21 protein-coding genes and 3 pseudogenes are annotated in these 22,043 nt (G+C 41.7%); 6 read left to right on the plus strand and 18 right to left on the minus strand.

Translation table 11 applies throughout. From position 1 onward, the window contains the following. Positions 1–114: 114 nt before the first annotated feature. The 4 genes and pseudogenes from ABR397_RS16080 to ABR397_RS16095 all read right to left on the minus strand — a co-directional run. Positions 115–864: an SDR family NAD(P)-dependent oxidoreductase gene (locus tag ABR397_RS16080; protein WP_350306642.1), complete on the minus strand. Its 750-nt coding sequence runs from the start codon at positions 862–864 to the stop codon at positions 115–117. Then, entirely contained in the window at positions 857–1,537 is a 681-nt protein-coding gene (locus ABR397_RS16085) for a hypothetical protein (RefSeq protein WP_350306643.1), read from the minus strand. The genes ABR397_RS16080 and ABR397_RS16085 overlap by 8 nt, the downstream gene beginning before the upstream one ends. Before the next feature lie 117 nt (positions 1,538–1,654). After that, a complete protein-coding gene (locus tag ABR397_RS16090) occupies positions 1,655–1,939 on the minus strand; it encodes an acyl carrier protein (protein ID WP_350306644.1) in 285 nt (94 codons plus the stop codon). A 138-nt stretch (positions 1,940–2,077) separates the two neighbouring features. Further along, a pseudogene (locus ABR397_RS16095) lies at positions 2,078–2,421 on the minus strand (IS66 family transposase); the annotation flags it as partial. A gap of 929 nt (positions 2,422–3,350) precedes the next feature. Between ABR397_RS16095 and ABR397_RS16100 the strand changes: the two are divergent. Together ABR397_RS16100 and accA are read left to right on the plus strand one after the other, a co-directional pair. Beyond that, on the plus strand, positions 3,351–3,692 hold the full coding sequence (locus tag ABR397_RS16100) for a hypothetical protein (protein WP_455430661.1): 342 nt from the start codon (positions 3,351–3,353) through the stop codon (positions 3,690–3,692). A 211-nt stretch (positions 3,693–3,903) separates the two neighbouring features. After that, positions 3,904–4,863, plus strand: coding sequence for an acetyl-CoA carboxylase carboxyl transferase subunit alpha (accA, locus tag ABR397_RS16105; protein ID WP_350306645.1), 960 nt, complete (start codon positions 3,904–3,906; stop codon positions 4,861–4,863). 26 nt (positions 4,864–4,889) lie between these two features. Here accA and ABR397_RS16110 read toward each other — a convergent pair. The 12 genes and pseudogenes from ABR397_RS16110 to pilM form a co-directional block, all read right to left on the minus strand. Continuing rightward, a pseudogene (locus ABR397_RS16110) lies at positions 4,890–5,144 on the minus strand (ISKra4 family transposase); the annotation flags it as partial. A 108-nt stretch (positions 5,145–5,252) separates the two neighbouring features. Further along, the gene (gene trpS / locus ABR397_RS16115) at positions 5,253–6,290 is read right to left on the minus strand and encodes a tryptophan--tRNA ligase (RefSeq protein ID WP_350306646.1); all 1,038 of its coding nucleotides are present in this window, start codon (positions 6,288–6,290) and stop codon (positions 5,253–5,255) included. Between the two features lie 4 nt (positions 6,291–6,294). Next, positions 6,295–6,999, minus strand: a complete 705-nt coding sequence (locus tag ABR397_RS16120) for a phosphoglycolate phosphatase (protein ID WP_350306647.1) — start codon at positions 6,997–6,999, stop codon at positions 6,295–6,297. Then, positions 6,989–7,669, minus strand: coding sequence for a ribulose-phosphate 3-epimerase (rpe, locus tag ABR397_RS16125; RefSeq protein WP_350306648.1), 681 nt, complete (start codon positions 7,667–7,669; stop codon positions 6,989–6,991). The genes ABR397_RS16120 and rpe overlap by 11 nt, the downstream gene beginning before the upstream one ends. A 57-nt stretch (positions 7,670–7,726) precedes the next feature. Continuing rightward, complete coding sequence (dam, locus tag ABR397_RS16130; RefSeq protein WP_046974610.1) at positions 7,727–8,539, minus strand: adenine-specific DNA-methyltransferase; 813 nt, start codon at positions 8,537–8,539, stop codon at positions 7,727–7,729. 84 nt (positions 8,540–8,623) lie between these two features. Continuing rightward, positions 8,624–9,538 carry an SPOR domain-containing protein gene (locus ABR397_RS16135; RefSeq protein ID WP_350306649.1) on the minus strand — a complete coding sequence of 305 codons (915 nt, stop codon included), beginning with the start codon at positions 9,536–9,538 and terminating at the stop codon, positions 8,624–8,626. Positions 9,539–9,692: 154 nt separating this feature from the next. Beyond that, entirely contained in the window at positions 9,693–10,793 is a 1,101-nt protein-coding gene (gene aroB / locus ABR397_RS16140; protein ID WP_350306650.1) for a 3-dehydroquinate synthase, read from the minus strand. 46 nt (positions 10,794–10,839) lie between these two features. Then, positions 10,840–11,361 carry a shikimate kinase AroK gene (gene aroK, locus ABR397_RS16145; protein WP_011144496.1) on the minus strand — a complete coding sequence of 174 codons (522 nt, stop codon included), beginning with the start codon at positions 11,359–11,361 and terminating at the stop codon, positions 10,840–10,842. A 488-nt stretch (positions 11,362–11,849) separates the two neighbouring features. Continuing rightward, positions 11,850–12,884 carry a type IV pilus secretin PilQ gene (gene pilQ, locus ABR397_RS16150; protein ID WP_350306651.1) on the minus strand — a complete coding sequence of 345 codons (1,035 nt, stop codon included), beginning with the start codon at positions 12,882–12,884 and terminating at the stop codon, positions 11,850–11,852. Continuing rightward, positions 12,877–13,422, minus strand: coding sequence for a hypothetical protein (locus ABR397_RS16155; RefSeq protein WP_350306652.1), 546 nt, complete (start codon positions 13,420–13,422; stop codon positions 12,877–12,879). Before ABR397_RS16155 ends, pilQ begins: the two co-directional genes overlap by 8 nt. Continuing rightward, entirely contained in the window at positions 13,409–13,963 is a 555-nt protein-coding gene (locus ABR397_RS16160; RefSeq protein ID WP_350306653.1) for a PilN domain-containing protein, read from the minus strand. Before ABR397_RS16160 ends, ABR397_RS16155 begins: the two co-directional genes overlap by 14 nt. Continuing rightward, a complete protein-coding gene (gene pilM, locus ABR397_RS16165; protein WP_350306654.1) occupies positions 13,960–14,790 on the minus strand; it encodes a pilus assembly protein PilM in 831 nt (276 codons plus the stop codon). The genes ABR397_RS16160 and pilM overlap by 4 nt, the downstream gene beginning before the upstream one ends. Positions 14,791–14,909: 119 nt before the next feature. On the opposite strand from pilM, the gene mrcA reads away from it, so the two are divergent. After that, positions 14,910–17,438, plus strand: coding sequence for a peptidoglycan glycosyltransferase/peptidoglycan DD-transpeptidase MrcA (gene mrcA, locus ABR397_RS16170; protein WP_350306655.1), 2,529 nt, complete (start codon positions 14,910–14,912; stop codon positions 17,436–17,438). A gap of 43 nt (positions 17,439–17,481) precedes the next feature. Here the strand turns inward: mrcA and nudE are convergent, their stop codons facing one another. Next, on the minus strand, positions 17,482–18,030 hold the full coding sequence (gene nudE, locus ABR397_RS16175; protein WP_350306656.1) for an ADP compounds hydrolase NudE: 549 nt from the start codon (positions 18,028–18,030) through the stop codon (positions 17,482–17,484). Positions 18,031–18,383: 353 nt separating this feature from the next. On the opposite strand from nudE, the gene ABR397_RS16180 reads away from it, so the two are divergent. From ABR397_RS16180 to hslO, 3 genes are read left to right on the plus strand one after another with little or no spacing between them, the layout of a single operon-like run. Next, entirely contained in the window at positions 18,384–20,498 is a 2,115-nt protein-coding gene (locus ABR397_RS16180; protein ID WP_350306657.1) for an IgaA/UmoB family intracellular growth attenuator, read from the plus strand. 57 nt (positions 20,499–20,555) lie between these two features. Then, on the plus strand, positions 20,556–20,966 hold the full coding sequence (gene hslR, locus ABR397_RS16185) for a ribosome-associated heat shock protein Hsp15 (protein WP_350306658.1): 411 nt from the start codon (positions 20,556–20,558) through the stop codon (positions 20,964–20,966). Positions 20,967–20,994: 28 nt separating this feature from the next. Further along, positions 20,995–21,867: an Hsp33 family molecular chaperone HslO gene (hslO, locus tag ABR397_RS16190; protein ID WP_350306659.1), complete on the plus strand. Its 873-nt coding sequence runs from the start codon at positions 20,995–20,997 to the stop codon at positions 21,865–21,867. A gap of 106 nt (positions 21,868–21,973) precedes the next feature. Here the strand turns inward: hslO and ABR397_RS16195 are convergent. Next, positions 21,974–22,043, minus strand: a pseudogene (locus ABR397_RS16195) (RNA-guided endonuclease InsQ/TnpB family protein); the annotation flags it as partial.

The following is a 22,043-nucleotide window of genomic DNA, read 5'->3' on the forward strand; positions in this document are numbered from 1 at the left end:
AGCTGAGATGTCAAAACCTATTAATAAAACATATTGAATGTGAGAAATTATCAATATTTGCGAAATAGATAATTTTTACGCAAAGTAGAATCCCGCTCTGACCTTATTAGATACTTAACAGAACTTACCACCATCAACATGGAGCACTTGACCAGTCATGTAATTACAATTTTCATCACATAGTAATTTAACTATTGAACTGACATCTTCTACGTTTCCTACACGACTTATAGCTGAAGCACGTAATACATGCTCATAGATACTTTTTGGGATGTCATTTGTCATATCGGTATCGATATATCCTGGGGCAATAGCATTCACAATGATATTGTATTTTGATAAAACTCTTGCGCAGAGCCTTGTGAATCCATTGACGCCTCCTTTGGAGCTACTATATGCTACTTGACCCGCATTGCCGCAAAGCGATGTGTTTGAGGATATGTTTATAATTCTTCCCATATTGTTGATAGATGTGGAGTTTTTCAAGGATGGCACAGAAGCTAAAGTCATGTTTATAACTCCTTGAAGGTTAGTATATAAAACGTCTTTATTTTCTGCATCATTACAACTGACAAATTGTTTACTTAAAGTTATACCTGCATTGTTTACAAGTATATTTATTGAACCCTGTTTTTTTTCAATTTCCTTAACTATTGATTTGCACATGTGGAAGTCTTTAATATCTAGCATATGGATAGAAGATGATATGTTTCTTTCATCTAGGTAATGTTTAACTTCTTGTGCCTTATATGGATTTCTTGTATATGTTAGAGCTACATGGGTGTTTTCGGATGATAGTTTCATGCAAATTTCTTTACCGATCCCTCTGCCGCCTCCGGTAATGAGTACTACTTTTTTAGACATAGTCTACAACTCCATTTCCTAGCCGTATCGTAGCCCCATTTAGGGGAAACTCGTTTTGAATCATTGAAATTAGAAACTTAGTTACATCCTCATAGTTGATTGTTTTATATTTCAATGCATAGTTTTTTAAAACTTCTTTACTATTTCGATCAAGTTTCAGCTCCTTTAATTCGGGCTGAATTACCAATGTATTAAAAAATATATTGTAACGAGAGTACTCTTTTGCTAAGGATTTCGACATTGCAGTTATTGTTTCATTGTATACTGGAGAGCTATAACAGCTGTCTAGATAACCGAATGAATCATCTTGCAACAGGAAGAAGTATTTTCCCTTACCTGATTTTATGTTATCTAATATTAAACCCTTTATCGTTTGCATTACAAATAGAACATTGTCAGTTACTGTATTTGAAAAAAGACTATCTCTATTGTTGATATCAGGACTGTCAACTATTTTTTCTAAGTCTTCTTGCTCATTGTATCTCAAATCAACAATGACATTTTCATAAATATCATTATGATTTTCAATTTTCTCAATCAACTTAACTTTTGAATTTTCTTTAGTGTTATATTTAATATCTACTGAGTGCAAAAGAATATCATCAGAGTCAAGGTTATTGAATATATGTTCAACGAGATTTGATTGATAGTTGGTTATAATTAGTGTTTTCATATTCTATAGAAATACTTATAGGTTTGACAACTATTCGCAAATGGATTGACGGGCCATATAAAAATAAATTTAAATGACCCATAAAGTACTATCTAATGACCATTTATGTTATTTATCTCAATTACCACCAAGATTATTAATAACCAGCTCAGTTAAGGTTAATGGCGTTCTACAATGTTCTTCCATCATTTCTTTAGTTATGTTACCTAATTCAATACCATATTTCTGTTGAACTCCCACAAAAATATCAAGTAAATCTACAGAATCCAAAGCCAGTCCATCGTCAGATATTAAAGATGTATCATCTTTAATATCTGATAGTTCATGCCCCCATTCGCTGAGTTCAAGATTTTCATAAATAATTTTTTCTTTTATATAAGCGATAACTTCTTTCTTATCCATAATTTTCCTATTTAGTTTATGTTAAATTTAGTATATAACTTATATGGACACTGACTCAATTCAAGTGGATGATATATTTTTATGACAAAAGTAGTCGTAAACATATATTCGGCTTCAAAGAGATTCGTAAGCGTCCAATTAACCCGTGCGATTAGACTTAATCTCACTGAGATTAACATTCCACGGTAGAAGATCAAGTAAAGACTCACCGGAATAGCGTTTGGGTAATTAGGTAAATATGTGCTGGAAGTAAAAATAAGGATTGATGTCATTCGCGCGACACGTCATCACCAGGCTGTACAAGTTGGCACTTGTGAGTGCACAGTTGGCTGACGTGGAAAATAACCAGTTTTTCCGCACCGTGGTAAAGGGTGAATATCCCGCTCAGTGACATTGTTATCAATACTGGTATTCCCGTTATCCAGATCGGTCAGCAGCTTCGGCCATTGATTCAGGGTATAGTTGATGTAAGCGCCCAAATGGCGAAATGTGATTAATCAAGATACCAGTATTAAAGAAGCCATAAAGCTAAAACGTCAAATAGCAACGTGGGCAGGTGAATTCCGTAGCCAGCTTATATTTGATTAAATTAACGGCAAAGAATACCGCTCTGATTGGGTGTGAGCTTTTATCCTATTTGAGTACGCTACCGCCCTTAGGTTTGGCTCCTACAAGCAATCAATGATATTAAAATTTGTTTTTAGAAAATAACCTATTAGATCCTCTTTTATCCCTTTATCTCAAAGATAATAAGGATGGGAACAATATTTTTTCCTAAATTTTTACAGGTACGATCATGAGCAGTAAATCCTAGGTCATTATCAATGGTTATAGTTCTAATTTTTAGTTTTAGAAAAGATAAATATTTTGTTGCTGCTTTTGAGAATGCGCCTACAATTTTTTAATCATTGTAAATAATGAACTCTCCTTTGACTAAAAAGGCGACAACCATAATAACTGATCGGCTGTCTTAGCAATTTAACTTATTATAAGAGAATCTAAGATTCCTTTTTGTGATAAATACCATACTTTTATTTCTTAATGTGTATCCATAATATACAATATTAAATTAGACTCCACACTGTGATTAATTCAAGCGAATATAATCTGGCTGTAAAATTATTTACATCAAAATCCCTATTATAAAAATAATTTCATTTGATGTAATATATTTCATATATAATATCTAATTTGTATTTTTAATAAAATGATATGTGGTTAATTTTATTATATTTTGTTAATTAACTTATTATTCATTACGTTTAGTTACAATCTTTTAATATGGTTTTCATTTGTTTTTATATTTTTTTAGTGTTTTTTATTTTTTATCTGTTAATATCCAAAATCGCAGTATACCCGTGCTCATTGAAACTGCTTGATTTTCCCCAAAATGAGGATCATGGTATCAGTCATGAAAATATTCATTGCCGATGAACAAAAAGCCGAACGTGAACGCCTCCATTCCACGCAGGGGACGAAACTCGCTTATGGCTGGATGTGCAAAGGCCAGAAAACCGCAGTGAAAACAATGGGAAACCGTACCCGTCTGAACCTGGCCGATATCAGTAAAACGGGGGACGCGAGTATGACCGTATCGATAGTTAATTACATCGCGGAATCCTTCATTGCCATCCGTGAAACCTATCCGGTCAGTCATAAGGTTCATATTATCCTTGACAGAGTCAGTTACTATCGGAGTGAGTTGGTGAAAGACTGGGCTTATGTGATGAATGAAAAGGTCAGAAATAAATAACAAACTTCACTCTGTATACCTATACGAGAGCATAAAATCTATGGTCACCAAGATAAAACAACGCGATGGTTATAGACTTATAATCACGAACTCCCTAACATGGGATTAGCGGGGAATAACCCCTATTCAAAAATTGACGCTGTCACAAAACAAAAATTCTACTGCTAATAACCCCCATTAAAAATGGAATGGTTACCATGTTAAGGATTCTATGTCTACTCATTTTCTCGCATTTGAAAAACCAATCGTCGAATTGAATGAAAAAATCGACGCTTTAGTGACCTTTAAAGAAAATAGCCATCTGTCGGATATTAAGATCGACGAGGAAATCAAATTACTTGAGAAGAAATGTCTTTCATTAACGAAAACTATTTTTTCTCAACTTGGCGCTTGGGAAATCGTCCAACTTGCCAGACACCCCATGAGACCTTACACCCTCGACTATGTTTCTTTGATCTTTACTGAGTTTCAAGAGCTAGCGGGTGACCGAGCATTTGCAGATGATAAAGCCCTTGTTGGCGGTTTAGCTCGTCTTGATGGTCAACCGGTGATGGTAATAGGGCAGCAAAAAGGCCGTACCACGAAAGAAAAAGTGATGCGCAACTTTGGCATGCCTTCCCCTGAGGGTTATCGCAAAGCATTACGCTTAATGAAAATGGCCGAGCGTTTCCATATACCAGTGGTGACTCTTATTGATTCTGCGGGCGCTTATCCAGGTATTGGTGCTGAGGAGCGGGGACAAGCCGAAGCGATTGCGCGAAACATTATGGAAATGTCTTGCTTAAAAACGCCAATCGTCTGTGTGATCACAGGAGAAGGTTGCTCTGGTGGTGCGTTAGCGATAGGGGTTGGTGATCGCATTAATATGTTGGAATACAGTACTTATGCGGCAATTTCACCGGAAGGTTGCGCATCTATCCTTTGGAAAGATGCACAAAAAGCTCAGGTTGCTGCTGAAGCGATGGGAATGACGGCGAAACGACTCAAAGAGCTTGGTATTATCGATACTATTATCCCAGAGCCACTTGGTGGTGCTCATCGTGATTATTTGATCGCGGGTGAAAATTTAAAACAACAGCTACTCGCCGATTTGTCAGCATTGAAAAAGCTCGATATTGAAACATTACTGGCGGAACGCTACCAAAAAATTATGGCAATTGGCTATTGTTAAGGAGAGCATAAAAAAGTCAGGGGCACTTATGCAGCGACCACCTCTGTCAAATTATGATCCGTTTCTTCACATAATTTTATGCCCGGATACCAATGCTCGAATCGGGCTTTTAAATTATCATTGAGTACCGCTGCGCATGTCTGGAGTTAGTAATGCACACCTTGTTGGCTCCATTGCATCTGCTGCTTTTTCACCATGCGTTTAGCGATGACTTCATTGATCGTCGATTCAACAAATGAAGAAGAAATCGGCTCACCATATCGGTACATTTCGCCGTAATTCAGGCGGTGTGATTGCTTACTGCCTAAAATGGAAGAAACCATCACTGAAAGTTTTCTACTCAGAAGAAGATTTTCCAATGACGGCTTAAACAGAATTCGAGTTAATTATTAAGGATGAGCAATAAAGCCAATAGCTTCGTACACTTTATCCAGCGTAATCTGAGCGCGGGCTTTTGCTTTCGCTGCACCTTCTGCCATGATCTTGTTCAGCAGGGCTTCATCATTACGGAAATAATGGAAACGCTCTTGTAACTCAGTCAGCATACTGGAAACTGCATCAGCCACAGCACCTTTTAAATGGCCATACATCTGGCCTGCAAATTCTGTTTCCAGTTCAGGAATAGTTTTGCCGGTAACGCCAGCGAGGATATCCAATAAGTTAGAAACCCCTGGTTTTTGTTCGAGATCGTAACGAACGCGGGGGGGCTCTTCTGAATCTGTGACTGCACGTTTAATCTTTTTAGCTGCTGATTTTGGGTCTTCCAACAGAGCGATAACGTTGTTGCGGTTCTCATCTGACTTAGACATTTTCTTTTCTGGGTCTTGAAGGGCCATAACACGGGCGCCACCAGTTGGGATGAACGGTTCTGGCACAGCGAAAATATCGCCGTAGATAGCATTGAATCGTTGAGCGATATCGCGGCTCAGTTCAAGGTGCTGTTTCTGATCGATACCTACCGGGACCTGGTTTGTTTGATATACCAAAATATCCGCAGCCATTAGTACCGGGTAGTCAAACAGACCTGCGTTGATGTTTTCGGAATGGCGTGCTGATTTGTCTTTGAACTGAGTCATACGGCTGAGTTCACCGAAATAGGTATAGCAGTTCAGGACCCAGCTTAATTGAGTGTGTTGTGGTACATGGGATTGAACGAAAATGGTGCTTTTTTCTGGATCAATTCCACAAGCCAGGTAGAGCGCCAGTGTATCCAGAGTGCGGTTTCTCAATTCTTTTGGGTCCTGACGGACAGTGATTGCATGTTGGTCAACGATGCAATAGATGCAGTCATAATCACCCTGCATTTTAACCCACTGACGTAACGCCCCCATGTAGTTACCGATGGTTAATTCACCGGAAGGCTGCGCGCCGCTGAATACAATAGGTTTTTGGGAGTTTTGTTTTTCAGATACAGTGGGTTCATTCATTTTATTATGCTTCCTGAAGTTTCAAAGATGGGAGTCCAATTGTGGATAGCAGATCCGAGAAATTCGTTAATATGCAGTCTGGATTGCTTAATTCAATAGATTCACCGTAGTTATATCCATAGGTCAAACCAACACAAGGGCAACCAGCCGCTTGTGCCGCTAAAATATCATTACGGGAATCACCGACAAAGAGCAATTCTTCCTTATGCAGTCCGAATGTGCCCATTGTGAGATAAATAGGTGCCGGGTGTGGCTTTTTCTTTTTAACATCATCACCGCCTAACACCAATGAAAAGTATTCACTGATACCTAAAGAGTCCAGCAAAGGAGCAATAAAAGGTGTTGGCTTATTGGTGATGATACCCATTGGCAGGTTGTGTTTTGCCAGTTCGGCCAATGTGACTTTGACTTCCGGGAACAACTGGCTACCTGTTGTTACCGTTGTTTCATAGAAATGGTCAAACAGCTCACGGGTTTCTTGATGCAGTTGTGTGGTCAATTCGACTCTGGCCCATGTCAACGCACGTTCGACCATAATATCCGCGCCGTTACCCACCCAGACAGCAACCCGTTCTTTTCCCGGAGCAGGGAAACCTTTAGCTAACAGAGCCTGATCCAGTGCATCAGCCAAACCACCTGCGCTGTCTACTAGTGTGCCGTCCAGATCAAAGGCGATAGCACGAATACCTTTTAATACCTTATTTGCCATGAGATACCTTTAACAATTCACTACGCATATTATCAATGACGGTTTTGTAATCTGGCTGACTGAAAATGGCAGAACCAGCAACGAACATATCTGCACCAGCGGCCGCCGCTTCTGCGATATTGCTGGCTTTAATACCACCATCTACCTCAAGACGAATATCATAACCACTTTCGTCAATGATTTTACGAACCTGGCGCAGCTTCTCCAGTGTTCCAGGGATGAAAGATTGGCCGCCGAACCCAGGATTGACCGACATCAACAGAATGATATCCAGTTTATCCAAAACATAATCAAGATAACTCAGTGGAGTTGCAGGATTGAATACCAAGCCGGCTTTACAACCATGCTCTTTGATGAGCTGCAAGCTGCGGTCAATATGTTCACTGGTTTCTGGATGGAAGGTAATGTAAGTCGCTCCTGCTTTGGCAAAATCTGGGATAATGCGGTCAACCGGTTTTACCATCAGATGAACATCAATTGGCGCAGTAATGCCATAATCCCGCAGAGCCTGACAGACCATAGGGCCGATAGTCAGGTTAGGAACATAATGGTTGTCCATCACATCAAAGTGAACAATGTCTGCACCTGCGGCCAGTACTTTTGCTGTATCTTCACCCAGCCGCGCAAAATTTGCAGATAAAATGGATGGGGCAATCAGAAAATCTTTCATTATCTTCTCCAAATCGTTTCTATCTCCCTTAATGCGAGGCAAAAGGGGGTGGATAAGTTAGCGATATAAGGCCAAAAGTTCGTCTACTTTACTGCGTGCAAGGATATTCCTGCTGATAGTGCGACGTGCTTTGACAATATGAAGTGAAGCCTGATGGTACCATTTTCGTGTCATTGGCGTATCGTGATTGGATATCAAAACAGGAATTGCACGTTCTGATGATAACTTAAATGCAATCTGTGCCAGATTTTCCTGATCTGCAATGTTAAAACTGTTGGTGTGATACGCCGTAAAGTTTGCTGTTGCTGACAGAGGGGCATAAGGTGGGTCGCAATAGATAACCGAGCCTTCCCGTGCTTTGTTCAAAGTGTGTTGATAGTGCTCACAGATAAAAGTGGCATTTTGAGATTTTTCAGCAAACCAGTGTAATTCGTCTTCAGGAAAATAGGGTTTTTTATAACGGCCGAACGGTACGTTAAATTTACCATGAGAATTATAACGACAGAGGCCGTTGTAACAATGGCGATTGAGATAAAGGAATAACACGCTACGCTGGAACGGATTGGTACTTTGGTTAAATTGTTCCCGTAGCTGATAAAAATGTTCGGCGGTGTTGTATTCCTGGGTAAACAGAGGGCGTGTATGAGTAATAAACTCATTAGCCCTGAATTTTACTGTGTTGTACAAGTTAATTAGGTCACTGTTGATATCAGCGAGGATGTAAGAATCATAGTCTGTGTTCAGAAAAACAGAACCTGCGCCAACAAATGGCTCTATCAGACAATTACCCGCTGGTAGATGACGTTTGATATCATCTACCAGCGGGTATTTTCCACCGGCCCATTTTAAGAAAGCGCGTTTTTTTTTCATGCTGTCAATTAATTACTCAATCATTCCAGAGCCGCAGATTGTACTCTGTTTAGGACAGCATATCAGCGCCTAATAAATATTGTTTTAACTTCTCAGGTCTTGTTGCACTTGCTGCATCGTTCTAACCCAAGGTTTTTTCGCCTGAATTTCGGCTGGCAGAGATGAAACGGCCCGTTTGGCTTCAGAAACAGAACTGTAATCACCATGAATCAAAATAAACCAGGTTTTTCCATTACGTTTAGTTTCATAAACTTTGTAATGAGTGAGGTTATTCTTTTTAGCAAAAGCAGTCAGTGTATCTGAACGGCTGGCGCTACTTAATTGCAAAGTGTAGTGATTTATCGGAGCTTTCAGCGGATTACTGCCGGCCGCATTATTTTTGCTGTTGCTGGTATGATTTGTAGATGGTTTTGATTTAGCAGGTGTTTCGGGTTTCAGTGGATGGATATTTTCCGGTTTCTGCTGTACCGCTGGTGGTGGTGTTACTGTCTGCGGTTGCTGGGCCTGATTCAGATTCTGCACTGCATGATTTATATTACTTTGTTGTTGAGTCAGCGCATCAGGAGTATGTCCAGGTAATTCAATGCGCTGGCTTTCACCATTGTTAACTTGGGGCTGTTGAGGTTGCGTTGGGGTACCACTGACAGGCGGAATATTGATTTCCTGTGGCCCGTTAATTGTATTTGCAGTGGTATTCTCCGATGTGACGGATTGGTTGTTATCGTTTTTGGATGGTGAACCTGATAAATCAATATTTTTTTCTGCAACATTTGGAGATTGCTGTTTCTCATGTTCAGTTGGCGCTTTTAAAGCAGAACTGATAGCCATAATCAGCAATAGCAGTACTAAAATTCCAATCCCGATCATCAGTTGCTGGCGTGAAACCGCAAACTTGGGTTTGTTTAATGGTTGGCGTGATCGTGAAGGACGGCGGTCTGAGGTATCTGGCCTAAACTCGTTATCTGCCCTTTGTTCATTTTCTGATTTGAATTCGTCCATATGCCCTCCAAACAGAGCTAATACTGCCAATTGCAATTAAAGTCGGTCCGATAGGCTGACCTAAATAGCAATGAATGAAAATTTGTCTGATAAAGTAGCTATTTTATGACACAACAACCAGATGTATGCAAAAAAACATTTAATTTATTGATAATTACACATTTTCAGGTGGTAAACACTGGCGGACAGCTTCAAGGACACAATCATGTCGAATGTCTGAACGGAGATTAGCTTTGCCAATTTTTGTTGGAAGAATCAGATGTAATTTACCTGCTATAACTTTTTTATCCCGCATCATATGCGGGAGATAAGCTTCCGGCGGCATGTTTTTTGGCCCGTATATAGGCAGATTTGCCCGCTCCAGCAATCGGATAATACGTTGAGTATCCTGCTCAGAGAAATTATCAGCCAGTTGAGCGGTTCTTGCTGCCATAACCATTCCTGCGGCAACAGCTTCTCCGTGCAGCCAGACGCCATATCCCATTTCTGTTTCAATTGCGTGACCAAATGTATGACCAAGATTCAGCAAGGCACGCAGGCCGCTCAATTCTTTTTCGTCTGCTGCGACAACTTCTGCTTTCAATTCACAGCAACGACGGATGCAGTAAGCCATTGCCTGGTCATCAAGATTGAGTAGTTTATCCATATTATTTTCAAGCCAGCTAAAGAATTCGCTGTCGAGAATGATACCGTATTTAATTACCTCAGCCAGACCTGAAGAAAGCTCACGGGCTGGAAGTGTTTGCAGGCAATTAAGATCGACCATCACAGAGGCCGGCTGATAGAATGCACCTATCATATTTTTGCCAAAAGGATGGTTTACTGCGGTTTTTCCTCCAACAGAGGAATCAACCTGAGCAAGAAGGGTGGTAGGAACCTGAATAAAACGTACGCCACGTTGATAACAGGCAGCGGCAAAACCAGTTAAATCACCGATTACGCCGCCACCGAGAGCGATAAGGGTTGTATCCCGGCTATGGTTATTTTCCAGTAAAGCAGAAAATACGTCATTTAATACGGAAAGAGATTTGTACTGTTCACCATCGGGTAGAATAACTTCATCTACTTGAATCCCGGCTAGCTGCAAAGTGGCTTTTACTTTTGCCAGATACAACGGAGCCAGGGTTTGATTTGTCACCAGCATAACCTGCTGACCTGCTTTTAGGGGCGCAAAAGCAGAAGGATCATCAAATAACCCTTTTGCGATAGTAATTGGGTAGCTACGCTCCCCTAAAGTGACAGTGATCTCTTCCATAGCAGCCTTCGCCTTTATTGTTTATCGCTGTACAGACTTGCTTGAATCAGTTCTTTTCCAGTAACTCAATGATTTGGTTAGCGACAACTTTAGCGCTTTGTTCATCGGTACGGATAGTGACATCAGCTATTTCCTCATACAGAGGATTACGTTCGTTCGCTAAATTTTCTAAAACTTCGCGTGCTGGTGCATCAACTTGAAGTAAAGGACGTTTTTTATCGCGCTGGGTGCGTGCTAACTGTTTTTCAATGGTGGTTTCCAAGTAGACCACGACACCACGGGCAGACAGACGATTACGGGTTTCTCTGGATTTAACAGAGCCCCCGCCAGTCGCCAGTACAATGCCTTGTTTTTCAGTGAGTTCGTTAATCACTTTTTCTTCGCGTTCGCGGAAGCCCTCTTCACCTTCCACATCGAATACCCAGCCCACGTCAGCTCCGGTACGTCGCTCAATTTCTTGATCGGAGTCATAAAACTCCATATTGAGTTGCTGAGCTAACTGACGACCAATAGTGCTTTTGCCGGCACCCATAGGCCCAACCAGAAAGATATTACGTTTCTCTGCCATGTTTTTGGTATTACTAAGACTATTCGTTAATGATAACCCGCCCCGCCAATCAAATTAGCAGCGGGACCTAAACTGAAACCCTCTTGACTACTCCTCTTCCTAAAAGGAAGAGGATTCCCACTTCACAGAGACGTACCTGACTCGCAGTGACGCGAGCCCAAGCTTACCTTCTCTCCGTAGGCTAACACTGTCAGCTTTGATATTTCGCGCTTTATATGCGTGTTTCATAGGGTCACACACTACATAGGAAAATGTAAAAATGCAAAAATTAATCGTTAGTGGGAAAACCACTTCCTTTCCTTCCCGTCCTGAAGAACGAGGTTTCCTGGAGGCCGACTATTCAATTAGCTCACTCTTGTATGCTAAATCGGACTCAGCGTCAAATCTATAAACAGGGTTAGATGAAAAAATCTGCGCATAATCATACCTAATTGCTGAATTTTTTACTGCCGACATCACTGATATAGTGGTTATATTTTTTCATTCGATTAAATATCCATCAATTGAGGCGTGATAAATATCACCAACTCACGTCGGCTGTGTTTATGACCTTTTTGGCTAAATAATGAACCGATCAAAGGGATGTCTGATAGATAAGGCACATTTTGGGTTTTCTCACTTTTTTTCTGTTGAAAAATTCCACCGAGAATAAGTGTTTCACCATTTTTTACAGTAACTTGAGTCACTATTTCTTGTTTGTCGATGGTTAAATTCTCACCTCCACCTTGACTGATTGAGATTCCCGGCATGTTTTGACTGATTTTCAGCGAGAGTCTGATTTTATCTTTTCTCAGTATATGAGGTGTGACTTCCATTCCAAGTACAGCTTCTTTAAATTGCACGGTACTTTTTTCTTTTTCCTGACTGACATAGGGGATATCAGAGCCTTGTTTAATGCTGGCTAGCTGTTGATGTGAAGCGGTTAGTCTTGGGCTAGCGATAATATCCAGTTGGTTTTCCTGTTCTAAGGCGCTGAGTTCCATTTCCAACAAACGGGTATGGATGCGGGCAATATTGAACGCAAATCGGTGCATGTTGTCGTTGGCAGCTTGGTTGATATTCAGGCGGTTTATGCCTGTTGATGTATTAAGTTGATCTCCTATCGGCATCCCCCAATAGACTCCCAATTCATGCAATGCTTCCCTGCTGCTGGTTACGATATGTGCGGTAATCTGCACCTGCTGTTGTGGTGTATCTATTTCTTTCAGCCAGCTTTTTATCTGAGCGATTGCAATGGGGCTATCCTGCAAAATCAGGCTGTTAGTTTCAGGATCAAAATCAGCCTTACCCTCTTTGGTCATCAGTGCGGGTATATTTTGTCTGAGATTAAGGGCAATTTTTTCTGCGTCTGCATATTGTAATGCTGTTGAGAGGTGCTGAATCTCAGCTTCATTGACTGATTGATCAAATAACTCAATAGGTTGCTCTTCTGTCTCTGTTATTGGTGGAGCAAAAGGGTTTCTTATTTCTGCAATGCAGATAGCAGGCAGGAAAATGATAAACAGAATAAATATTTTAGTCATAAAATTCCTCATATGAGGTTTCTGACAAGGTCATTTTGACATTTAGAGATTCACCTGATGGAGAAACAGAAAACTGTTTGATCAGCAGCGGCGGGTATAACGCCTGTAATGCATCAAGAAAATCCAGCATTTGTTCATAGTTTAAATAAATCGTTATTTGCCAGAGCGTTTTTTCTCCTTCATTTTTACGTTGCCATTCAATAACTTGCCCGCCAGAATTTATCAACGGTTGTTGTAGTTGTTTTACTGCGGTAATTTTTACGGTGTTTTGTGGTGGCTGGTTAAGTTCATTTTCAATTTGGTTTATCTGTTGCCGTATATCTTCCAACGGAGGTAACTGATTTAGCTGGTTATTGGCTGATTTTGTATTAGTTTGCTGGACGATTATTTCCTGTGTCAGTCTAATTTCCCGTTCAGCTTTCTCTTGCCAGAAGAAAAGATAAAACAAGATCAGGACCAGGATGATGATAGTTTGCTGCCAAATAAAGAGCAGCCAGGCGGGTTTGGCAAACCACCATAAATAGTCATTTTTTATCATCGGGTATCTCCGTCTGCCAGTTCGCGTCAATAATAAACTGCCTGATTTGCTGTTCAGTGGTGGTCATTTTTTTCAATTGAATTTCAGATAGTTGCCCGTTATTTTCGAGATTATCCAGCAGCGATGTCATACTGGAATAATCCAGACTGTTAGCAACCAATTTCAATTGACCTGCATGATCATCGAAAGCGGTTAGCCAACTTCCTTCCGGTAGTAATTCAGGTAATTCATTGAATAATCTCAAATGTTGCTGATTCTGTTTCAGCCGCGTTTGTTGTTGTTTTAATTTATAGGCCAGTTTGTTGTGAAGATTGAACGCCTCTTTTGTCTGAACTATCTGTTGTTGTAAATGTAATTGTTGCTGGTTGAGTTTTTGCAATTGTCTTTGATGCTTGTTAATTGTTTCCAGTTGTTTCAACGACATCCAGACGAGCACTGCCAGCCACAACGCAAATTGCAATAGGAGAAGAATCGTCCACCAACGATAGCGGGACTTCAGCCGGGTTTGTCGCCAGGGTAGAAAATTAACCTGATACATCATTTATCATCCGGTCTGAGTGCCAAGCCGCCGGCTATCACATATTCCATCAGTTGAACCGGCAGCGGTGGTTGATAGTGACGGAATGCTGCCAGCATATCCCAGGAGTAAGTTCCTTCAGGCAGAGTTTCCTGTTGGTAGCTGCTGTAATAAATATTCTTTTTAGTTATGGATGAGGCCGGTAATTGGTTAATAACCTGTAGTGGAGAAGTTGCGGTATTTGCTGATACCAAATCATAAGCAAAGGGTGCATTGGCAGGAGATACCCATAACCAACTGGATTGTTGCCGGTGCAGCAGCCAGCTATCAGCCGGAACGCCAGCATATTGCGCTATATAGCGTAGTGCACAGGGGGCAATATCAATAGCGTCCGGGAAAATTTCTGCTTGTGCAAGGCATTGTAGCCAGGTATCCAGATCTTTCTGACGGGCTGCGCTGATATAAGCGTTTTGCTCGATAATACGGTAATCCAGAGCCAGTTCTCGGGTGTTAAAGGGAAATTGTTTTTCGGCGCTGGCGTTGATAAACCAGCCTTGTTCCGGTTCTTTAAGAGTGATATCTGAAGGTAACGTCAGATTCCGCTGCAATGTTTGTTGTACAGGTAAGGCGAGTCTGAAACTGATTTTTTTGGGTAATTTTTGGCGCCATTGATTTAATATATCGCATAATATCTCTGGTCGCTGTAAACGACCTTCTGGCATAACCGCATCAGATAAAAGATATTGCCAGCAGTGGTGAAGCTGCCAGCCACTACGGCGTTTTATGGCTGCGACGGCACGAATGGCTCCATTTTGGATGTCCAGTCCGACATACCACTTTGGTGAGTACATATGACGATCTCCATATCAGTAATTTTAATAAAAGACCATATTCAAGGTGCTGTGTAACCTTTATACTACGCGCCGATTGTTTATAAACCACCCAACTAACGTGGCATGGGAAATTTCAGGTGAAGTTCGTAAAGTATTTTTTAATCTTTGTCGTGAGTTGCATTTTTCTGGGAACAGCCTCGATTTTTGGCATGTACAAATATATCGAGCCCCAGTTACCTGATGTGGCGACATTAAAAGATGTTCGATTACAGACACCAATGCAGGTGTTCAGTGCGGATGGAGAGCTTATTGCTCAGTATGGTGAGAAGCGTCGTATGCCTCTTACTCTGTCCGAAATTCCACCTGTTATGGTGAAGGCATTTATTGCAACGGAGGACAGTCGTTTTTATGAACATCATGGCGTTGATCCTATAGGAATTATCCGGGCGGCATCTGTGGCGATGACTTCAGGCCGTGCTTCTCAAGGGGCCAGTACCATTACTCAGCAATTGGCGAGAAATTTCTTTCTCAGTCCTGAGAAGACATTGATGCGTAAAATCAAGGAAGTTTTTCTGGCTATCAGGATTGAGCAGTTACTGAATAAAGATGAGATCCTTGAACTCTATCTCAATAAAATTTATCTCGGTTACCGGGCTTATGGTGTTGGGGCTGCGGCTCAGGTTTATTTTGGTAAGAGTGTCAATGAATTGACATTGAGTGAAATGGCCATGATTGCCGGTCTGCCAAAAGCCCCTTCTACTTTTAACCCGCTTTATTCTTATGGCCGGGCGATTAACCGCCGGAATGTGGTTCTGAGCCGTATGCTCGATCAGGGCTATATTACTCAGCAGCAATATAATCAAGCCAGAAGTGAAAAGCTGGCGGCTAATTATCATGCGCCTCAGATTGCTTTTTCTGCGCCCTATTTGGCTGAGATGGTACGTCAGGACATGATTGAGCGTTATGGCGAGAATGCTTATACCGACGGCTATAAAGTTTACACCACGATTACCCGCAATCTTCAGTTGGCTGCTACGGATTCGGTGCGTAATAACATCATTGATTACGATATGCGTCATGGCTATCGCGGGGCGCAGGAAGTGTTGTGGAAAGTGGGTGAACCTGTCTGGGATAGGGAACAGATTGTTAAGAAGCTTAAGGCTCAGCCAAATTATGGGCCGTTAATGCCGGCGGTTGTGACCAGCACGGGCGCTGATCAAGCGACGGTGATGCTGGTTGATGGCAGCAGTGCAGAATTACCGATGGCGGGTGTCCGTTGGGCCAGAAAATTCAAATCTGATAGTGTGCAGGGTGCGGTTCCACGTAGTGTGAATGAAGTGGTTCAGGCTGGTGAACAGATTTGGGTTCGGAAAGTAAAAGATATCTGGTGGTTGTCACAAATGCCGGAAGTTAATGCGGCTTTGGTTTCTATTGATCCTAATGATGGCGCTGTAAAAGCGCTGGTGGGTGGGTTCGATTTCAGCTTAAGTAAATTTAACCGTGTTACGCAGTCATTACGTCAGATTGGTTCCAATATTAAACCGTTTCTCTATACCGCTGCGATGGATAAAGGGCTGACGCTGGCTTCGTTGCTTAATGACCTGCCAATCAGCCGCTGGGATGCGGGCGCTGGTACTGACTGGCGCCCGAAAAATTCCCCGCCAACGTATGCGGGGCCAATTCGTTTGCGTCAGGGATTAGGGCAATCGAAGAACGCCGTAATGGTTCGGGCAATGCGTGCGATGGGGGTTGATTATGCCGCTGATTACCTGCAACGGTTTGGCTTCCCGGCACAAAATATTGTTCGTACAGAATCTCTGGCTTTGGGATCCCCATCATTTACACCAATGCAAATAGTGCGTGGGTACTCGGTCATGTCCAATGGCGGCTATTTGATAGATCCTTACTTCATTACCAGAATTGAAAATGAAGATAGGAATATCCTGTTTGAGGCGAAACCTAAGATCGCGTGTCCGCAATGTGATATTCCGGTGATTTATGGTGATACTGTGCGTTCAATCGAACTTTCTGAAAACTCGATTGAAAATGTGGCTCAATCTCAGGTCGGGCAGCAGGAGATATTACCGCTGCCTGAATTAGAGAAAGTTCCGGTAGTTGATGGTAGTGAAGATGGGCAAAAATATGCTCCTCACGTTATCAGTACCCCTTTGGCATTTCTTATCCATGATGCTTTGAATACCAATATTTTTGGTGAGCCAGGTTGGAGCGGTACGGGGTGGCGCGCCTCGCGCGATCTGAAACGTCGTGATATTGGTGGTAAAACCGGGACAACCAACAGTTCAAAGGATGCTTGGTTTTCAGGTTATGGGCCGGATATTGTGACGACTGTCTGGCTTGGTTTTGACGATCACCGTAGAAGCCTTGGTCGTACAGCAGCCAGTGGTGGTGAGGCGGGTGCTAAGAGTGCGCAGCCAATTTGGGATGACTTTATGAAAATTGCACTGGAGGGTGTTCCTGAAAAAGAAGTAGCCCCCCCTCCGGGTGTTGTTTCCGTCGTGATAGATCGTAAAACAGGTAAACTTGCTGGCGGTGGTGGTGATACCCGTAGTGAATACTTCATTGACGGAACTCAGCCTACAGAGAGCGCGGTGCAGGAAGTTGGCACAACGTTGATCGAGAATGGTGAAAGTCAGGAGCTATTCTGATAATAAATCAGGCACAATGGGAAATCCGTTGTGCCTGTTAACTTCAACGACGGTATAAGTGTTTTTGCGCTAAAAACAGGGCGCAGACATTTCGCGCTTCGTTGAAGTCAGCGTGATCCAGTAATGACATCATATCGGTTATTGGCCAACGTATTTGTGATAATGGTTCAGGCTCATCCCCTTCCAGGCTTTCCGGATAGAGATTTTCCGCAATAACAATATTCATTTTGCTGGAAAAATAGGACGGAGCCATAGTGAGTTTGGCTAATTGCTCTATTTTTCTGGCGCCAAAACCGATTTCTTCCTTTAATTCACGGTTAGCCGCTTCAAGGATACTTTCACCAGAGTCGATAGCGCCTTTGGGAAAGCCTAATTCGTATTGCTCAATACCTACTGCGTATTCACGGATAAGTATTAATTCATCTCCAATGACCGGGACGATTAAAACCGCTTCCCGGGTTGCTGGACGCATCCGTTCATAAACGCGTTTTACACCGTTACTGAATTCGAGATCGATTGACTGAATATGAAATAAGCGTGAATGGGCAATGTTCTCTATGTTCAGGATTTTAGGGTTTTTCTGGTCATTCATAGTTGCCCCTGATGGCATTAATATTTGGTTGATTTGAGTGTCTGTGCATTATTACGTCATAAATTATTTCATTAACCTTAGGTTTTATGATGAAATTAGGTACACTCCATAGATTGGCTAAATATGGCCGATTATTTTGATAAATGATAGTGATTATCGCTTGTCATCGTTGTTACTGTTATCTTTATCCTCTTTGGAAATAGATCTGTGTTATAGATAGTTCAGCAGGTGACTATATAACTTGTTGTAAAATAAATTAAAAAAACAGATAGAAATAACCTGATTCAGAACTGAACGAGTGGTTGCTATTTTGCAAGCAACAATAGCAATATTGTCATAGATATGGGGAAAAAATGAACTCAACAGCCGTTATATTGGCTATCTTGATAATTAGCCTGATTATAATGGCTTCTTTTCTGATTTTCAGATGGAAGCCGCATGATAACGCCCGTTATCTGCCTTCTGTTGCTGACCCGACCTATCGTAAACTTCATGTTGATGAATATCAGGCTATTGAATGTTATCTGAAGCAGGTGTTGCCACTGGTTTTAACCGACCGTATCAATAAAACAAGCGGGTTAATTCTGACGGACAAAAATGACACGGTTTATACTATCTGTAATTCCATTACCCGGTTTTCTGTTGCCTCAGATGAACCACATAACTGGCGTTATTATATTGATATGGCAGAAGTTCATTTGCCATTTTTCCTTGAGCCTTTTATTAAACAACAAAATATTATTGATGTTGTTCACACTGCGGGAATACCACTTGTTATTTCGATTAATGGTCACTTCCTGAAAGATTTTCAACGGGATTTTCCTTCTGCTCCAGTAGTTTCAGATATGTCCCATCAGCAGGCATCGATCCAAAAAAATGGCGATACCAGCATAAAATTACAAAATATCCGTAAAGAGACAGTGGAAGAATACCGGTTGAATCACTCATCAGGTATTTGGGAGGGAGGATTCTTGTGTCTCGGATTTTTTATTTGGTTCCTTGCGTTACTCTCACCGATACTGTTTTTGCCGTGGTTGATGTTGATTGCTGGTACTTTAATGGCTGTCAGTGTTTGGCCGTTGTTCTGTCCGTCTTCAAGACGCAGGCGCCAAGATATTCACTGTTTTACCGGTATACCAAAACGGTGGGGATTATTTGGAGAATTTGAACAAGGGCAAATGAGTAATATCTCTCTTGGTGGAATTGATTTAATTTACCCATCTCATTGGGAATCTTATGTTACCTGTGATCTTGATCAGAAAACCAATATCGATATTTACACTAACGGCCAGGTAGTCAGGCAAGGGCATTATCTCTCTTTGCACAATGAGGAGAAAAATTACCCTTATCACCGTTATGGGAAAAATTTAATAATGATTGGCGGCAGCTTGCTTATTATGCTGCTGCTCTATTTTTATCAGCCGGTTAGTGTACCAATGAAACTCAGTTTGGCCTGGTTGCGTGGTAGCAGCACGAAAGTTGTCACTGATGCTAATACAATGAAAGAGATGGCGTTGCGGGTTGGGGATATCCTGAAAGTAAAAGGGGTTGGTATGTGTTATATGCCGCCAAATAATATGAACGGCAAAGGAAACACTTATTTTTCTCCATTCGATTGCTCAGGGATATATTGGAATAGTACTAATTCGCTGCCAATCCAAGAATCAGAAGTTATAAAAAATGCGGCTAAACTGATTGCAACCGTTAATAAGCAATTACGTCTACAGGAAAATAGCGATGTGATTAATTCAGGTTTTGCTCAGGAGATTGCCAAATCTGGTATGATTTTATTGGATGATTTCCCTGATATCATCTTGAAAACTAATAAATTATGTGGAAAAGAAGTAGACTGTTTCCGATTGAAGAATGCTTTGGTTAACCTGGGTAGCGCCAATGATTGGACAACTTTGTTAAAGAATACAGAAGATGGCAAGTTTGATGACATCCATGTTTTATTGCGTCCAGCGGGGGCTGAAGCGCTGGGAAAGCTGGTTGATGCGACTACATCATCATTTATCTACCGGGAAATAGATAAAATAGCAATCCTGCTTAATAGCCCTTCTCCGGGCGGTGTTCTGCTGATCAGTGAGGAAGGTAAACAGCTGGTTGAATATATCACGCCGGCAATTGTTTCTTATGACCATAGTGCTTTAGAACAATGGCGTGAGTTACAGCGGTTATCGGATACGGTGTTGCAAACACCATTTGAGACAATAGGAATTATTACAGAATTGTCCGTAGATACTAATGGAACCCGCCGGATTATATTACATAGTGCACTGGATTCCATGACGCTGATCCGTTGCATTGGCACAACGCTTTTACTCTTAGCGCTTTTGGCGATTTTGGTCATTAATTTGGTGTTAGCTGTTAAGAAAAACCGGCAAAACAAACAACGTTTAAGCAAAATCAGGCAGTATTACGATAGCTGTTTTGATACGGCTTTCCCACCTACATATTGGCGATAATCAGCAATGGTGTGTTAGGCTTGGCTTTTTCGCCGGAGCTGATATTGGGAGAAAAAAATGAAAGATAATTCAGACTCCAATCAAGCTGTCCGTCTGGATAAATGGCTGTGGGCTGCCCGCTTTTATAAAACACGGGCTATGGCACGGGAAATGATAGATGGCGGTAAAGTTCATTATAATGGTCAACGAAGTAAACCGAGTAAAGTGGTTGAACTCGGAGCTAAAATTAAACTGCGTCAGGGTAATGATGAACGTACTGTTAACGTTCTTTCGTTAAGCAGCCATCGGCGCGGTGCACCGGAAGCTCAACAACTTTACCGGGAGACTGAAGAAAGTATTGTTAACCGGGAAAAACTAGCAATAGCCCGTAAAATGAACGCATTAACTATGCCTCATCCTGATCGCCGGCCGGATAAAAAAGAAAGACGCACGCTGATTAAGTTCAAAAACACCAAATTAAGTGAGTAGGAATAATCTGCTCCAGTGAGAGATATTTATGTTTAAACAAGACCAATTACACCGCTTTTTGTTTGAGAATTATTCTGTACGTGGTGAGCTGGTTTTAGCCAGTGAAACTTACCAGCATATTCTGGAAAATCATGATTACCCGCAGCCGGTACAGCAATTATTGGGAGAACTATTGGTAGCAACCAGTTTATTAACGGCGACACTGAAGTTTGATGGTGATATTACTGTCCAAATTCAGGGAGATGGCCCGGTAAAACTGGCCGTCATTAACGGTAATCATCAGCAACAAATGCGTGGTGTCGCCCGTATTGACGGATTAGTTGCTGAAAATAGCAGCTTGAAGCAGATGATTGGCACAGGCTATATGGTCATTACCATTACACCAACTCATGGTGAGCGTTATCAGGGTGTCGTTGCATTGGAAGGTGAAACGCTGGCGGAATGTTTGGATGATTATTTCAGACAGTCTGAACAGTTACCAACCCGTCTGTTTATCCGTACCGGTATTCAGGATGGAAAGATCGCTGCCGGCGGTATGTTGCTACAGATTTTGCCCGCTGCGGAGCAAGGTAGTGCAGACGTATTTGATCATCTGGTACAGCTTACTGCAACCATTAAAGGTGAAGAGCTATTTTCACTGGAAGTTAAAGAGATCTTGCATCGTCTTTATCATGAAGAGGATGTTGTATTATATGAGCCGCAACCCGTTGAATTCCGCTGTACTTGCTCTCGTCAACGTTGTGCTGACACGTTAGTCACACTTTCCGATGAGGATGTTAATCATATTTTGCAGAAAGATGGCAACATCAATATGGAGTGTGAATACTGCGGTACGCACTATATTTTTGATGCTGGTGATATCGCTGAAATCAGGTCAGAAAAAAAGAGCCGGTTGCACTAATATTTATTTGAACAGGTGTTTTTACCTTTTAGGGCGCGGATCCGCGCCTTTCGTCTAAGATTAACCGTGACTGCTCCCCGCCCTGTCGGGCGAGGCTTCCCACTTCCTAGGCCGCAACCGTCTGTGTGACGGATTTACACTGGCCTCCATGGGCAGAAACGACGAGTCCCGCCGCT

The organism is Photorhabdus viridis, from assembly GCF_040256935.1.
Taxonomy (GTDB): domain Bacteria; phylum Pseudomonadota; class Gammaproteobacteria; order Enterobacterales; family Enterobacteriaceae; genus Photorhabdus; species Photorhabdus viridis.

What these genes read in the sequence shown, in the direction of transcription:
- ABR397_RS16080 (WP_350306642.1), bottom strand. Translation starts at nt 864, where the DNA reads ATGTCTAAAAAAGTAGTACTCATTACCGGAGGCGGCAGAGGGATCGGT.
- ABR397_RS16085 (WP_350306643.1), bottom strand. Translation starts at nt 1,537, where the DNA reads ATGAAAACACTAATTATAACCAACTATCAATCAAATCTCGTTGAACAT.
- ABR397_RS16090 (WP_350306644.1), bottom strand. Translation starts at nt 1,939, where the DNA reads ATGGATAAGAAAGAAGTTATCGCTTATATAAAAGAAAAAATTATTTAT.
- ABR397_RS16100 (WP_455430661.1), top strand. Translation starts at nt 3,351, where the DNA reads ATGAAAATATTCATTGCCGATGAACAAAAAGCCGAACGTGAACGCCTC.
- accA (WP_350306645.1), top strand. Translation starts at nt 3,904, where the DNA reads ATGTCTACTCATTTTCTCGCATTTGAAAAACCAATCGTCGAATTGAAT.
- trpS (WP_350306646.1), bottom strand. Translation starts at nt 6,290, where the DNA reads ATGAATGAACCCACTGTATCTGAAAAACAAAACTCCCAAAAACCTATT.
- ABR397_RS16120 (WP_350306647.1), bottom strand. Translation starts at nt 6,999, where the DNA reads ATGGCAAATAAGGTATTAAAAGGTATTCGTGCTATCGCCTTTGATCTG.
- rpe (WP_350306648.1), bottom strand. Translation starts at nt 7,669, where the DNA reads ATGAAAGATTTTCTGATTGCCCCATCCATTTTATCTGCAAATTTTGCG.
- dam (WP_046974610.1), bottom strand. Translation starts at nt 8,539, where the DNA reads ATGAAAAAAAAACGCGCTTTCTTAAAATGGGCCGGTGGAAAATACCCG.
- ABR397_RS16135 (WP_350306649.1), bottom strand. Translation starts at nt 9,538, where the DNA reads ATGGACGAATTCAAATCAGAAAATGAACAAAGGGCAGATAACGAGTTT.
- aroB (WP_350306650.1), bottom strand. Translation starts at nt 10,793, where the DNA reads ATGGAAGAGATCACTGTCACTTTAGGGGAGCGTAGCTACCCAATTACT.
- aroK (WP_011144496.1), bottom strand. Translation starts at nt 11,361, where the DNA reads ATGGCAGAGAAACGTAATATCTTTCTGGTTGGGCCTATGGGTGCCGGC.
- pilQ (WP_350306651.1), bottom strand. Translation starts at nt 12,884, where the DNA reads ATGACTAAAATATTTATTCTGTTTATCATTTTCCTGCCTGCTATCTGC.
- ABR397_RS16155 (WP_350306652.1), bottom strand. Translation starts at nt 13,422, where the DNA reads ATGATAAAAAATGACTATTTATGGTGGTTTGCCAAACCCGCCTGGCTG.
- ABR397_RS16160 (WP_350306653.1), bottom strand. Translation starts at nt 13,963, where the DNA reads ATGATGTATCAGGTTAATTTTCTACCCTGGCGACAAACCCGGCTGAAG.
- pilM (WP_350306654.1), bottom strand. Translation starts at nt 14,790, where the DNA reads ATGTACTCACCAAAGTGGTATGTCGGACTGGACATCCAAAATGGAGCC.
- nudE (WP_350306656.1), bottom strand. Translation starts at nt 18,030, where the DNA reads ATGAATGACCAGAAAAACCCTAAAATCCTGAACATAGAGAACATTGCC.
- ABR397_RS16180 (WP_350306657.1), top strand. Translation starts at nt 18,384, where the DNA reads ATGAACTCAACAGCCGTTATATTGGCTATCTTGATAATTAGCCTGATT.
- hslR (WP_350306658.1), top strand. Translation starts at nt 20,556, where the DNA reads ATGAAAGATAATTCAGACTCCAATCAAGCTGTCCGTCTGGATAAATGG.
- hslO (WP_350306659.1), top strand. Translation starts at nt 20,995, where the DNA reads ATGTTTAAACAAGACCAATTACACCGCTTTTTGTTTGAGAATTATTCT.